13 protein-coding genes are annotated in these 13,468 nt (G+C 54.2%); 11 read left to right on the top strand and 2 right to left on the bottom strand.

Annotated features, from left to right (window positions below):
• The first annotated feature begins 7 nt into the window (after positions 1-7).
• The 4 genes from argF to argH all read left to right on the top strand — a co-directional run bounded on the left by argF (position 8) and on the right by argH (position 4,450).
• A complete protein-coding gene (gene argF / locus C5Y44_RS05695) occupies positions 8-1,048 on the top strand; it encodes an ornithine carbamoyltransferase (RefSeq protein ID WP_105324042.1) in 1,041 nt (346 codons plus the stop codon).
• A gap of 19 nt (positions 1,049-1,067) precedes the next feature.
• The gene (locus C5Y44_RS05700) at positions 1,068-1,562 is read left to right on the top strand and encodes an arginine repressor (RefSeq protein ID WP_066794277.1); all 495 of its coding nucleotides are present in this window, start codon (positions 1,068-1,070) and stop codon (positions 1,560-1,562) included.
• Positions 1,563-1,739: 177 nt separating this feature from the next.
• The gene (locus C5Y44_RS05705) at positions 1,740-2,963 is read left to right on the top strand and encodes an argininosuccinate synthase (RefSeq protein WP_066794275.1); all 1,224 of its coding nucleotides are present in this window, start codon (positions 1,740-1,742) and stop codon (positions 2,961-2,963) included.
• A 41-nt stretch (positions 2,964-3,004) separates the two neighbouring features.
• On the top strand, positions 3,005-4,450 hold the full coding sequence (gene argH, locus C5Y44_RS05710) for an argininosuccinate lyase (RefSeq protein ID WP_105324043.1): 1,446 nt from the start codon (positions 3,005-3,007) through the stop codon (positions 4,448-4,450).
• A 72-nt stretch (positions 4,451-4,522) separates the two neighbouring features.
• On the opposite strand, the gene C5Y44_RS05715 is transcribed toward argH, so the two are convergent.
• A complete protein-coding gene (locus C5Y44_RS05715) occupies positions 4,523-4,918 on the bottom strand; it encodes a helix-turn-helix domain-containing protein (protein ID WP_105324093.1) in 396 nt (131 codons plus the stop codon).
• A gap of 113 nt (positions 4,919-5,031) precedes the next feature.
• On the opposite strand from C5Y44_RS05715, the gene C5Y44_RS05720 reads away from it, so the two are divergent.
• Complete coding sequence (locus C5Y44_RS05720) at positions 5,032-5,877, top strand: SDR family oxidoreductase (RefSeq protein WP_105324044.1); 846 nt, start codon at positions 5,032-5,034, stop codon at positions 5,875-5,877.
• A gap of 95 nt (positions 5,878-5,972) precedes the next feature.
• Here the strand turns inward: C5Y44_RS05720 and C5Y44_RS05725 are convergent, their stop codons facing one another.
• A complete protein-coding gene (locus C5Y44_RS05725; protein WP_158255473.1) occupies positions 5,973-7,031 on the bottom strand; it encodes an ABC transporter substrate-binding protein in 1,059 nt (352 codons plus the stop codon).
• 473 nt (positions 7,032-7,504) lie between these two features.
• Between C5Y44_RS05725 and C5Y44_RS05730 the strand changes: the two genes are divergently transcribed.
• The 6 genes from C5Y44_RS05730 to tyrS all read left to right on the top strand — a co-directional run bounded on the left by C5Y44_RS05730 (position 7,505) and on the right by tyrS (position 12,967).
• Positions 7,505-7,945, top strand: coding sequence for a helix-turn-helix domain-containing protein (locus C5Y44_RS05730; protein WP_158255474.1), 441 nt, complete (start codon positions 7,505-7,507; stop codon positions 7,943-7,945).
• 100 nt (positions 7,946-8,045) lie between these two features.
• Complete coding sequence (locus C5Y44_RS05735) at positions 8,046-9,158, top strand: hypothetical protein (protein ID WP_146108477.1); 1,113 nt, start codon at positions 8,046-8,048, stop codon at positions 9,156-9,158.
• A complete protein-coding gene (locus C5Y44_RS05740) occupies positions 9,159-10,757 on the top strand; it encodes a VWA domain-containing protein (protein ID WP_105324048.1) in 1,599 nt (532 codons plus the stop codon).
• Positions 10,744-11,466: a hypothetical protein gene (locus tag C5Y44_RS05745; RefSeq protein ID WP_105324049.1), complete on the top strand. Its 723-nt coding sequence runs from the start codon at positions 10,744-10,746 to the stop codon at positions 11,464-11,466. Before C5Y44_RS05740 ends, C5Y44_RS05745 begins: the two co-directional genes overlap by 14 nt.
• Before the next feature lie 11 nt (positions 11,467-11,477).
• On the top strand, positions 11,478-11,660 hold the full coding sequence (locus tag C5Y44_RS05750) for a Trm112 family protein (protein ID WP_066794244.1): 183 nt from the start codon (positions 11,478-11,480) through the stop codon (positions 11,658-11,660).
• Positions 11,661-11,704: 44 nt separating this feature from the next.
• On the top strand, positions 11,705-12,967 hold the full coding sequence (tyrS, locus tag C5Y44_RS05755; protein ID WP_066794240.1) for a tyrosine--tRNA ligase: 1,263 nt from the start codon (positions 11,705-11,707) through the stop codon (positions 12,965-12,967).
• Positions 12,968-13,468: the final 501 nt, after the last annotated feature.

Genomic DNA, 13,468 nt, shown 5'->3' on the forward strand with positions numbered 1-13,468 from the left:
ATCTCGAATGAGTACAACCACCCGCGAAGAGACCATCCCGCACCAACCAGAAATTGGTCTTGGCGGTATCCGGCACTTTCTTGCCGATGACGATTTGAGCCCGCAAGAGCAGCGCGAAGTTCTAGAACTCGCGCTGGAGCTGAAAAAAGAACCTTTCAAGCACCGCCCGCTTGAGGGGCCGAAATCGGTGGCATTGCTCTTCTCGAAGACCTCAACGCGTACGCGGTTTTCCTTTGAAGCGGGCATCGCAGCCCTGGGCGGGCATGCGATCATGGCTACGGATCAAAACTCGCAGCTGGGCAAGGGCGAGACTTTGCAGGATACCGCGGCAGTGCTGTCGCGTTTTACCGAAATGATCATCTGGCGTACCTTTGCTCATCAAAATCTCATCGACATGGCTGAGACTTCGACCGTGCCAATCATTAACTCGCTGACCGATGATTTGCACCCATGCCAGATCCTTGCCGACCTATTGACCTGCGCGGAAGAGTTTGGCGGCGTGGACAAGCTTGCAGGCAAGAAGGCTGTCTACTTGGGCGATGGTGCCAACAACATGGCGAATTCCTACCTCATTGGTTTTGCAACCGCGGGCGTCGACATCGCGATTTGTGCGCCGGATGACTTCCAGCCAGAACAGCACTTTATCGACCGCGCACAAGACCGCGCGGCGCAGACTGGGGCGACGATTACGGTAAGCAATGACCCTAAGGTTGTCGAAGATGCCGATATCATCATCACCGATACCTGGGTATCTATGGGACATGAAGGCGACGGCAAAGACCGCCGCACCCCGTTTTTGCCCTACCAGGTCAACCAAGAGCTGATGACACTGGCGAAACCGGATGCTATCTTCCTTCACTGCCTTCCGGCATATCGCGGCAATGAAGTGACCGCAGAAGTTATCGACGGCGCACAGTCCCGCGTCTTCGACGAGGCTGAAAACCGTCTGCACGCGCAAAAAGCACTAATGGTGTGGCTGCTGGACCAAGCAGCGCAGGCCGCTTCCGTGCAGGCCGCTTCGGCGCAGGCAACGTCGGAGAAAGCATAAAAGATTTAAGGTAAATACTATGACCATGCCGAAGACCCGCAACGCCCGTCAGGCCAAGATTCTGGAAATCTTAGGCAAGACCCGCGTAACCAGCCAGGTGCAACTATCAGATCTCTTGCTTGATGAAGGCATTGATATTACCCAAGCAACGCTTTCGCGCGATTTGGATGTGCTGGGCGCGAAGAAGGTCAAGCGCGACGGCGGACGGTCCTTTTACTCCGTTGGCGGGGAAATGGATGAGTTTGTTGATCAGGTCAATGGCCCGCGCGAAAAGCTGCGCAGAATGATCGATGAATTGGTGGTGTCATCGGATAGCTCTGGCAACATTGCCATGCTGCGCACTCCCGCGGGAGCGGCACAATACCTTGCGAGCTTTATTGACCGGGTCGGTTTCGAAGAAGTAGTAGGGTGCATCGCCGGCGATGACACGATTTTCGTGCTTGCTCGGGATCCGCTCACTGGCGCAGAATTGGCAGAAAAGCTCGCACGCTCGCACCCAGAACAAAGCGAATAAATCAGCTTACGCATAATATCCACCGACTTTGTATATTATGTAAGTTCGTGTATATTTTGCAGCAGAAGATGTCTTGCACTCCAGCTACTGGTAGTAGCCGTATTATGGAGCAGGAAAGCCTAATGTGTAGCGCAGTGTCACTGTAGCTACAGCTTGGATTAAAAGGAGATTGAATATATGAACGCACGTGTTGTGCTTGCTTACTCCGGCGGTTTGGATACCTCGGTTGCCATCCCTTACCTGGCGAAGATGACCGGAGGTGACGTTGTAGCTGTATCCCTGGACTTGGGCCAGGGCGGTGAAGACATGGAATCCGTGCGCCAGCGTGCGCTGGATTGTGGTGCGGTGGAGTCCATCGTTATCGATGCCAAGGACGAATTCGCTGATGAGTACTGCCTGCCTACCATCCAGGCTAACGGCATGTACATGAAGCAGTACCCACTGGTTTCTGCAATTTCTCGTCCGTTGATTACCAAGCACCTGGTTCAGGCTGCGCAGGAATTCGGCGGTACTCACGTCTCCCACGGTTGCACCGGCAAGGGCAATGACCAGGTCCGTTTCGAGGTATCGTTCCGCGCTCTGGATCCATCCTTGGACATCATCGCGCCGGCTCGTGACTACGCATGGACCCGTGACAAGGCAATTGCGTTCGCGGAAGAAATCAAGCTTCCTATTGAGCAGTCTGCTTCTTCGCCATTTTCCATTGACCAGAACGTCTGGGGCCGTGCGGTAGAAACCGGCTACCTGGAAGATCTGTGGAACGCGCCGACCAAGGATGCTTACGCATACACCGAGGAGCCAGGTCTGGGCAATGCTCCAGATGAGGTTGTTATCTCCTTCGAAAAGGGCAAGCCAGTAGCTATCGATGGCAAGCAGGTCACCGTGCTGCAGGCTATCGAAGAGCTGAACCGTCGTGCAGGTGCACAGGGCGTTGGCCGCTTGGACATGGTTGAAGACCGTCTCGTTGGCATCAAGTCCCGTGAAATCTACGAGGCGCCAGGTGCAATCACCCTGATTCGTGCGCACGAGGCACTGGAAGATGTCACCTTGGAGCGCGAGTTGGCACGCTACAAGCGTCTGACGGATGCACGTTGGTCCGAAGAAGTCTACGACGGTCTGTGGTACTCCCCATTGAAGCGTTCTTTGGACGCTTTCATCGCCGAGTCTCAGGAGCACGTCACCGGCGATATCCGCCTGGTGCTGCACGCAGGTCAGATAATCGTCAACGGCCGTCGTTCACCACAGTCTCTGTACGACTTCTCCCTGGCTACCTACGACACCGGTGATGCTTTCGACCAGACTGCAGCGAAGGGCTTTGTTCAACTGCACGGCCTGTCCACCCAAATCGCTAACAAGCGTGACCGTGACGGTGGTTTCCCAACCAGCGCAAACGGCCAGTAATCACCACGATTTCTAATAACCTCGGAGGATAGTTAGCCATTATGCAGCCACATAAGACCAATGAAGGCGCACTGTGGGGCGGCCGCTTTTCCGGCGGACCGTCAGAGGCCATGGCGGCATTATCGGTATCGACGCACTTTGACTGGGTGTTGGCACCGTATGATGTGCTGGCGTCGAAGGCACACGCCAAGGTTTTGCACAGTGCAGGATTGCTTTCCGATGCCGACCTGCAGACCATGTTGAACGGCCTCGACGAACTCGGTGCCAAGGTAGCTTCGGGCGAATTTGGCCCTGCGCCCAGTGATGAAGACGTGCACGGCGCCATGGAGCGCGGTCTCATTGACATCGTTGGTCCGGAAGTAGGCGGTCGTCTGCGCGCGGGGCGTTCCCGCAATGACCAGGTGGCCACCTTGTTCCGCATGTGGGTGCGTGATGCTATCCGTGATATCACGCTGCAGGTGTCTGACTTGGTAGAAGCTATCTCCGGCCAGGCTGAAAAGCATCCAGAGGCCATCATGCCGGGTAAGACGCACTCGCAGGCGGCGCAGCCGATTCTGCTGGCGCATTCTTTGCTCGCGCACGCGCAGCCGCTGCTTCGCGATATTGATCGTCTCAAGGACTTGGATAAGCGTCTGGCTATTTCTCCTTATGGTTCTGGCGCGTTGGCAGGGTCCTCGCTGCAGCTCAACCCTGAGGCGATTGCGGAAGAGCTCGGTTTTGATGCTGCTGCGGAAAACTCGTTGGATGCTACGGCGTCGCGTGATTTTGCTTCGGAAACGGCGTTCGTCCTGGCGCAGATTGCCGTGGACATGTCGCGCTTTGCTGAAGAGATCATCTACTGGTGTACTCCAGAATACGGCTACGTGACCTTAAGTGATGCTTGGTCGACTGGCTCCTCGATCATGCCGCAGAAGAAGAATCCTGACGTCGCGGAGCTTACCCGCGGTAAGACCGGACGCCTGATTGGTAACCTGGCAGGGCTTCTGGCCACGCTCAAGGCACAGCCTTTGGCGTATAACCGTGACCTGCAGGAAGATAAAGAGCCAATCGTGGACTCGGTGGCGCAGCTGAACTTGCTGCTTCCAGCGATGACCGGTCTGGTCTCCACGTTGGAATTTCACACTGACCGCATGCGTGAGCTCGCGCCGCAGGGCTTTACCTTGGCTACTGACCTGGCGGAGTGGATGGTACGCGAAGGCGTTCCTTTCCGCGAAGCGCATGAGGCGTCCGGCGAATGCGTTCGCTTGGCAGAATCCAAGGGCGTTGATCTTGTCGACCTCACGGACGAAGAACTCAAGGGCGTTGATGAACGTCTTACCCCTGCGGTTCGTGCGGTGCTCACTATTGACGGTGCTGTTGCATCTCGTTCCACTAAGGGCGGCACTGCCGCGGTGCGCGTTAATGAACAGCGCGAGACCGTCAACAAGCTCAACTCTGAGTTCCGCACCTGGGCAAATACCCCAGTGCGCACGCAGGCTGCGAACTAAGCAGGCAATAGCTAAGCAAGATTAAAGGCTGTTCTCCCACCTTCGTTGTGGTGGGAGAACAGCCTTTTGCATTTATGCGCTGGCATCGAAACGCTCTTGCGCCGCCATGACGCTATCGAGCTCTGATTCAATGATCTTGGTCAGTTCCTGCAGTGGCCGCGCGACTTTGATGCCCAGTTCAGTCAAGGAGTAGTCCACGTGCGGCGGAATGGAGCTGCGTACTGCCCGGTTGACCATGCCATCGCGTTCTAGTTGACCGAGGGTTTGCGAGAGCATGCGGTCACTAATGCCGTCGATCTTGCGGCGCAGCTCAGCAAAACGCATAGGGGAATCCGCTTCCAGCAACGCCACCATGGCTAGCGATCCCCAACGGCCCGTGAGGTGCTGAAGCGCGCCACGGGAGGTGCACAGGGAAGAAAATACATCTGCGCAAAGCTTGGGATCTGGGGTGTTCTGCGGAGTGGACATGCCCATTACCTTAGTCCTTTCAAGGTTCTAAATAAAGTATTGCACTTACTTTTTTAAAGTGCTATCTTTATCGCTGTACCCAAAGAAACCTTGAAATTAGGAGATTGAAAGATATGCGTATTGCAGTTACTGGTGCAACTGGTCACCTCGGCGGACTGGTCATCGACAAGCTTTTGGCGCGTGATGTTGCCGCATCCGACATTGTCGCTATTGTGCGCAATGAAGAAAAGGCTCAGCCTTTGGCAGAGCGTGGTGTAGGCATTGCCGTCGCGACTTTCGATGATGAAGCTGCCTTGAGTGCGGCTCTGGAAGGCGTTGACCGCCTGGTGTTTATCTCCGCATCTGAGGTGGGCAAGCGAATTGGTCAGCACTCTAATATCGTGAATGCCGCTAAGGCGGCCGGGGTATCTTTCATCGCCTACACTAGCTTGCTCAACCTGGAGAGCTCCGAGCTTTTCTTGGCGCCAGAACACGCAGCCACTGAAAAGATGCTGGCAGAGAGCGGCATCGCGCATGCTAACCTGCGCAACGGTTGGTACTGGGAAAACTATGCCGCAGCTTTGGAAACCGGTAAGGCAATGGGCAAGTTCTTCTCTGCGGCAGGTGAGGCAAAGGTTTCTGGCGCTGCCCGTCAGGACTTCGCAGAAGCGGCAGCGGTCGTTGTCACCACCGAGGGACACGCTGGCAAGAACTATGAGCTCGCTGGCGCTCCTGCCTTGACCTACCCAGAAATCGCCGCCCAGGTCGGCGAGGTGCTCGGCAAGGAAGTTAAGTACGTCAACCTTACCGTCGAGGAATACGAGAAGTCTTTGCTCGATGCTGGTGTTCCTGCCGAATTCGCAGCTGGTCTGGCGGGAGCAGACCCAGTTATTGAAAAGGGCGCACTCTACTCTGAGAGCACCGATTTGCAAGACCTCATCGGTCGTCCATCTACCTCCGTTGTAGACACCTTCAAGTAAACTGCGTGCAATAAGAAACCGCACGTTCTCCCACACCCATTTAAGAGCGGGGGGGGAGGACGTGCGGTTTTCTGTGTTCTGGAGAGAGTTCGATGCTAGCTCAGTGCTTGATTGGCTAAGTCTTCAAAAGTATCCAGTGCCCAGAGCTTGCCTAAGATACCGGCGCGAGTAAGACCCCAGGTAAAGTCCTGGGCCTCATCGCCTTCGGTGATAACCGCGCGGCCTTCGGATACTGCGGGCACCTGTTTAAAGAGTGGTTGGTCAGTAAAATACGCACCGGAGTCGCCTAAAATGCCGACGAGAACTAGGACGGCATCGATAAGCCCGACCATCTCATCGCTAATTTCGCCATAGCCATCCTCGGGGAATTTATAGGCATTCTCCGGCAACTTGAAACCAAGGCTTTCGAAGATAGCTGCAGTATCTGTTTCTGGCAGGGTCTCATAGGAGGCGCCGTATTCGCGGCTATAAACATTGACCAGCGAGATCGTCTTGCCCGCAAAGTCTGGATTATCGGCCTTGATTGCCTCAACGCGGTCGTCGAATTCCGCAATCTTGCTTGCCGCGGTATCCCGCAGGTCTAGGGTCTCACCAAGGCTGGTGAGCACGTCTTGCCAGGTAGTCTCTTCTGCATCCGCATAAAACACCGGCGCAATCTGGCTGAGTTGGTTGAACCTGTCTTGGTCAAAGGTCTCATAAGCCTGCAGGTTAACAATCAGGTCCGGTTTGGATGCCGCAATGGCTTCAGCAGAGATTTCTTCTCCGGCATCGCCTTGTTCGGTGAACTCGACCTGTTCCCAAAGGTCTTTCGGTAGCCAGGGATCCTCGCCGTCATATTTCGCCACGGCAAAAACAGGCACAGCATCCAGGGCCAGAAGGCTTTCAGTGTCTACCCCAACCGCCGAAACCACAGCGACACGTTCTGGACGCTCATCCAGCACCGTTTCTCCAAATGGTGTTTCCAGCGTTAGCGGATATTGCGTCGTGCCTTCTCCTTCTGGCAGTAAAGCGCTCGCTCCCTGGGCCGTGCTGGCCGTTTCGGCTTCATTGGCCGGAGATCTCGGCGAACAAGCGCTCAGTGCTAGCGCAGCTGCCACAGCGGTTAGGGCAATCGTGGTAATGCCGGTGCGGCGAGGAAAGCCAGGGTGGGTCATGGAGATATCTGTCCTTTGAATTAGTGAATTGCCCATGGGTTGGATATAGGGGCTGGGAACACTATATTTAGGTTTGGCTAAGCTTGGTGTGCGGATTGAGGCAGGTTTTGTGCACAAGCCGACGAGATGAAGCATCGAATGCACAATTGGGAGATGGCGGAGGATATGCCCATGCAGCGCGAGCGTGACCCTTGGGCGATTTCCATTCCGCCCGTTATCATTGAAGAACGCGTGCACACACAAGAACACATGCTGTTATGGCAGTTGCGTGGGCGCACAGATCTAGTAATTGATGGTGCGAAAGTGCAGCTTATCGATGGCCAAGCGGTCTGGATTCCCGCCGGGGCACTCCATTCTTTAACTGTTGCTGCCAACTCGGTGATCTTGCCACTGGAATTTCCTCTTAGCGCGATTGCAACCACGCTCGATGAAGTCACGGTTTTAGCGTCGACCGAGCGTTGGGGACGCCGCTTTTGGCATTTTTGCAGTCCCAAGCATCGATTATTTGCGCTGAGGTTAACCTTGCGCGGCAGATTCTCGCGCTCATTGAACAACGCCCCATCGCTAGTAATGCACTGGCTTTGCCCAGTCACCCGCAAGCTAAACGCATTGCGGAGCTTCTCCTCGCCAATCCCGGTGATGACCGCACGGTCAAACAATTCGCCGAGCTACTGCACGTCTCAGGCCGCACCATCGAACGGGCATTTCTTGCAGAAACCGGGTTGACGTTAGGGCAGTGGCGGCTAAAAAATCGCATGGAAAGTGCCGCAGAACTATTCAAAACCAGCGATAATATCTCAGGCGTCGCAGCGCGCGTCGGATATATGAATGTCAGTGCTTTTGGGCGCGTGTTCAAGAGTCATTTCTCGATGACTCCGGGCGAGTACATCGAACGCTATGCGGCGGCCTATTAGGCTCACCCAGGGTGAAATTTGGTTGACCTTTAGGTGAACTGTTGCCTAATCTTTCGCGTTTATGGCTCTTACCGGTAGAAATAGGTCATAGAATGAGGCCATGGCGAGCAATCGTGCGGTGGGACGAAGTTCCAAAAGCCCGGGGTCGGGTCGTCGAAAAGCATCTGTGCTTATCGGTATCCTCTTGCTGTTTATAGCGATTGCGGCGATTGTTATCGGCCGGGACGGCGAGAATAAGCAGAAACTTGGTGCACTCGTTGATTCGGTAAAGCCTGCGGGGGAGCCGGTCGAAGTTAGCTTGTTAGTCGGCTCTGAGAAAAGAGATTTCTTGGGCGACGCACGCGTGATTGAGGCTTTCCGCGGTGCCGGCTTTGCAATCAGCGTCCACACCATGGGCTCTTTAGAGATGGCAGAGCGTGTGCGCGACGGCTCTTTGCCCGTGCATGATTTCTACTTCCCGGCCAGCTCCGGCAATGAGGAGCTAAGAGATTTTGTAGGCGGCTCGGTGTCCCGGCAGGCTTATCTTCGGTCGAATATTGCCATCGTGGCGCGGCGGGATGTTGCTGAAGATTTATTAGCCCAAGGCTATGTAGAGCGCGCTGAGCAGAACTTTCAAGCAGAGCCAGCAACTTTATTGCAGCTTTTTACCAGCGGGCAACGCTGGCGCGAGGTCACCCAAAGCTATCAATCGCCTCTGGCAGTTGGGGTTCAGACCTCAGATCCCACACGCTCTTTTTCTTCCTCGCAATTCGCGTACCTCATGGCGCACGCTGTAAGTAACGGCAACCTTGATACGCCCGCGGCAATTTCCGAAGCGGCGGTCGATGTAAAGCCCATATTCCAGTCGCAAGGGTTGACTGAAGGCTCTAGCGGAGATTCTTTCAACCAGTTTATCGCCAGCAATGGGCAAGGCATTCCGATGGCCGTGGCCTATGATTCCCAGTACTTCGCGCTAGCCATAAGGCAGCCAGAGCGTGCGCAAGAATTTGCGCTAATCAACCTGGCGCCCACCGTCAATATTGAGCATGAACTCATCGCTCACAAAAGTGCCCCGCAAGCAGCGGAGTTCTTCCAGGTCTTGAAGGATAACCAGCAGGTGCAGCAAGTCTTGGCGGAATACGGTTTTGCAGCCCCGCCGCTGCAGTCGGTAGTACCTGCGCCGCAGTTGGAGAAGACCACCGCATTAGCGGAAGAACTTGAAAGGTTGATGTAAATGAAAAAGTGGCTTGCCGCGGTATTGGTGTTTCTAACCGGCATAATAATGACCGCCTGTAGCTCTACGGGCGGAATTTTCGACTTCGGCTTCAGCTTTGGGGGAGGTAGCACTAAAGGCGCGGATGGGGCATCGTCAAGCGCTGAGCCTTTAGTTATTGCTGCGGCGACTGAACTCGAAGACCTAGAACCTGCCATCACTGCGGCATCGGCTGACTTGGGCTTTGATATCCACATGGAATTTCCTGATGGCACCTTGGCCAATACCCAGGAGCTTGCCCAGGGCAACTTTGATGGCCGCTATGATGCGACGTGGTTTGCCACCAACCGCTATGTCACCATCGAAAAGGCTGGGGACAAGCTTGCCGATGAATCCTCCATCGCCCGTTCACCTGTTGCCCTCGGCGTCAAAACTGCGGTTGCCCAGGACAATGGCTGGATAGATAGCGCGCCCTCATGGCAGGAGATTGCTGATTCCGGAATGAGCTTTGGCATGACTGACCCGGCGACATCGAACTCTGGCTTTAGTGCCTTGGCTTCAGTGGCAACGGCCATGGCTGATACCGGCTCGGCAGTAAGCGCCGCGGATATCGCCCGCATAAGCCCGCAAGTCAAAAGCTTCTTTGCCAATCAAACCTTGACCTCGGGCTCTTCTGGCTGGCTAACAGAAGTCTTTACTGAAGATCCACACAAGGCCGATGCGATTATCAACTATGAATCTGTGCTGCACACCCTCAAAGCAGAAGGCGCTGATATCGAAGTAATTGTGCCGCGCGATGGTGTCATCAGCGCCGACTACCCACTATCGACACTTGCCAACCCGCTGCATGAGGACGCGAGCGCGCAAGTAGCGCAGCTGGTGGAGTGGTTTGAAAAACACCCTGATGAGCTCCTCAACTCTTATCGGCGGTTAAACAATGGTGACACCGACCCCGCACTGCAGGCCAGCGGCATATATGAATTGCCTTTCCCTGCGACAAAAGACGTGGTCAATACACTGGTCGGGGCCTATAGCAATGAGTTACGTAACCCGGGCGAGACAGCTTTCGTGTTGGATATTTCAGGCTCCATGGAAGGTGAGCGCTTTGCATCGCTTAGCCAAACAATGCATTCGCTTATCGATGGCTCCGCTGCAACCTCCACCGGCAACGTCGGCTTCCGTGATCGCGAAACGATTACTTTGGCACCTTTTGCCACCGAACCTTATTATCCGTCGACGGTAACCTACAGCACCAGTGATCCAGCCACGCAAGCGGAGCTTTCAGACCGCGTCGACCGCTTCAATCCGGTTGGCTATACCGCCATCTACGATGCTTTAGCCATGACGATGAATTCTATCGGGACCAGCGAAAATTCCATCCCGTCGATCGTGCTTATGACAGACGGGGAGAATACCTCCGGGCGCGGCTACGAAGAGTTCAAGCAGTACTACGACGGTTTGAGCGAAGAGAAGAAGTCTATCCCTGTGTTTGTCATTCTCTACGGCGAAGCAGATGTCGCAGAGTTAAGCGAGCTTGCCGATTACACGGGTGGCCGAGTCTTCGACGCGCTCGATGGCAACCCCAACGAGGTCTTTAAGGAGATTCGTGCCTACCAATAACCATTCCGCCCGCAATCGCCGAACTCACGGGAATTTGCCACAGTCTCACATGCCGCGCACCCTTGCGGATCTCACGGCGCAGCACGTATCCAGTACGCCGAATTTGCCTGGGGTCAAGGAAACTGGTTTTTGGGGCTCGCGTAGAAACCTCCGCGGCATAGTGGCTGCAGGAGGAGTCATCGGCTTGCATTTTATTGTCGGCATTGGCTTTTTATGGCCAGTTGTTGCAGCGGCAGCATATGGCGGCGTTGCGCTGTTGACACCGCCGAAAAAGCAAGCCGACCCGGTGTTATTAACTGACCAAGAGCAAGCTCATGAGCTAGAAGAGGTGATGTACGCGCAGCTGCGCATCATCAATGAAACGACCCCGCGCGCAGTGCAATTCAAGTTCTGGGACATGTACGAAGAAATCCACTGGGTGTTGGAACACTGGCAGCGTTTTGCTGATTCCGGGGCCGCGAAGTCATCGATATCAAACATTATCCAACAGCACATCCCCGATGTTATGGACGCCTACCTGCAGGTGGTGGGCCATGACCGCGATGAACATGTTGAGGACATCGTCGGCATCCTCGATATCTTTCAACAAGAGGCGGCGGGTATTCGCCAAGCCGCAGAAGCCAACTCCGTATCGATGCTGCGCGAGCGTACTTTAGCCGTCGAACTGCAATACGGGGTCATGCCAGTACTTAAAGATACTGACGGGTAAGATGGTCAACCATGAGTTTAGATCCCGCGCTAGTAGAAATCCTTGTGTGCCCGCAGGACAAAGGACCATTGCGATATCTGGTCAACGACCAGGTCTTAGTTAATGAGCGTTTGGGCATTGCCTATCCCATCGAAGATGGCATCCCAGTCATGCTGGTCGATGACGCCATTACCTGGCCCAAGGCAGAAGCCTAATCTGAGAATTTTTCTAAGCTTTCTACAATCTAAACGAGGAATATATGAACATCATTGATGAGTTGCAATGGCGCGGTCTAATCAACCAATCCACCGACATCGACGCGCTGCGCGAAGCGTGTGAAGAGCCAATTACCCTCTACGTTGGCTTTGACCCCACCGGTGATTCCCTGCATGCTGGCCACTTGGTCCCCATGATTATGTTGCGTCGCTTCCAAGAAGCAGGGCATAAGCCATTGGCTCTCGCAGGTGGTGCAACCGGCTTTATTGGCGATCCACGTGATGTGGGCGAGCGCTCCATGCTCACCCAGGAACAGATCGACAGTAACCTCGAAGCTATTAAGAAGCAGCTGCGTCAATTCATTGATTTCGACGGCGAAAATCCTGCAACCATGGTTAACAACGCAGACTGGACCATGAACATGTCTGTCATCGATTTCTTGCGCGATGTGGGCAAGAACTTCTCCCTCAACACCATGCTGGATCGCGACACCGTCAAGCGTCGCCTTGAAACCGACGGTATTTCCTACACTGAATTTTCCTACATGCTGCTGCAAGCTAATGACTTCGTGCAGTTGCAGCGTAAGTACAACTGCACCTTGCAAGTTGGTGGCGGCGATCAATGGGGCAACATTGTCTCCGGTGTGGACCTGAACCGTCGTGTTGACGGCGTTAAGGCGCATGCTTTGACCTGCCCACTGGTTACTGACGCCCAGGGACAGAAGTTTGGTAAGTCCACCGGCGGCGGCAAGCTGTGGCTGGATCCGGAAAAGACTTCTGCTTACTCCTGGTACCAGTACTTCCTTAATGCTGGTGACTCTGTAGTCATTGATTACCTGCGATGGTTTACCTTCCTTAACCAGGAGGAAATCGCCGAATACGCTAAGGCAGTAGAAGAAGAACCCTTCAAGCGAGCCGCTCAGCGCCGCCTGGCACAAGAGATGACCAACTTGGTTCACGGTGAAGAGGCAACGAAGGCAGTGGAACTTGCCGCACAGGCACTCTTTGGCCGTGCCGAACTCACTGAGTTGGATGAGAAGACTCTTGAAGGTGCCCTCTCTGAAACCAATGTTGCCGAACTAGGTGCAGAAGATTCCTTCGGCATTGTTGACCTTTTGGTCGCATCAGGTCTGGCTGATTCCAAGGGCGCTGCACGCCGCACCATTAAGGAAGGCGGCGCTTATGTCAATAACCAACGCATCGAGTCCGAAGACTGGAGTGCCTCCGCGGAAGACTTCCTCCATGGAGCATGGTTGGTTATGCGCCGCGGCAAGAAGAACTTCGCCGGAATCCACCGCACCAACTAAAAGCGAGACATAACTTCAAAGCTGGAAAGCCCCGCAGTCTTTCATCCAAAGCACCGTTTAAAGCAATTAACCTTGCATTAGCGCAGACTTCAGATGAAATGATGCGGGGCTTCTTTTCATCCTTATCGCTAAAACGATGATTTACCTGCAGATTTGTCAAAGATCTCGGTACTGTGTAAATTAATCCAAGTCGCCGCGAGAGAGCGTGCGGCACAAAAGTTAACAACCGGTTGACAAACTTTAAACAGATTGTCTAAGGTAGTAACTCCAGCCAAGAGAGACGCAAGCTTCTTAAAAGAAGCTCAAATCATCTTGTGTGGTTGTTGTCTGAGAACTCAATAGTGTACCAATGTACTAGATTTTATATTTTTGTCTGTGTTGTGTGGATGAGAATTATGTTGGACTAGGCGCCTTTGTGGTGTTTGGTTGTTGGTGTGTACCGGATGTCACTTGTCGTTATGAAGTGTCATTGAAAATAGTTAAATATTTTAACGGTGCATA

The organism is Corynebacterium sp. J010B-136 (assembly GCF_002967075.1).
Lineage (GTDB): Bacteria > Actinomycetota > Actinomycetes > Mycobacteriales > Mycobacteriaceae > Corynebacterium.

Bases quoted from the DNA above. Each gene is read 5' to 3' on its own strand.
- argF (WP_105324042.1), top strand. From the start codon at position 8: ATGAGTACAACCACCCGCGAAGAGACCATCCCGCACCAACCAGAAATT.
- C5Y44_RS05700 (WP_066794277.1), top strand. From the start codon at position 1,068: ATGACCATGCCGAAGACCCGCAACGCCCGTCAGGCCAAGATTCTGGAA.
- C5Y44_RS05705 (WP_066794275.1), top strand. From the start codon at position 1,740: ATGAACGCACGTGTTGTGCTTGCTTACTCCGGCGGTTTGGATACCTCG.
- argH (WP_105324043.1), top strand. From the start codon at position 3,005: ATGCAGCCACATAAGACCAATGAAGGCGCACTGTGGGGCGGCCGCTTT.
- C5Y44_RS05715 (WP_105324093.1), bottom strand. From the start codon at position 4,918: ATGTCCACTCCGCAGAACACCCCAGATCCCAAGCTTTGCGCAGATGTA.
- C5Y44_RS05720 (WP_105324044.1), top strand. From the start codon at position 5,032: ATGCGTATTGCAGTTACTGGTGCAACTGGTCACCTCGGCGGACTGGTC.
- C5Y44_RS05725 (WP_158255473.1), bottom strand. From the start codon at position 7,031: ATGACCCACCCTGGCTTTCCTCGCCGCACCGGCATTACCACGATTGCC.
- C5Y44_RS05735 (WP_146108477.1), top strand. From the start codon at position 8,046: ATGGCGAGCAATCGTGCGGTGGGACGAAGTTCCAAAAGCCCGGGGTCG.
- C5Y44_RS05740 (WP_105324048.1), top strand. From the start codon at position 9,159: ATGAAAAAGTGGCTTGCCGCGGTATTGGTGTTTCTAACCGGCATAATA.
- C5Y44_RS05750 (WP_066794244.1), top strand. From the start codon at position 11,478: ATGAGTTTAGATCCCGCGCTAGTAGAAATCCTTGTGTGCCCGCAGGAC.
- tyrS (WP_066794240.1), top strand. From the start codon at position 11,705: ATGAACATCATTGATGAGTTGCAATGGCGCGGTCTAATCAACCAATCC.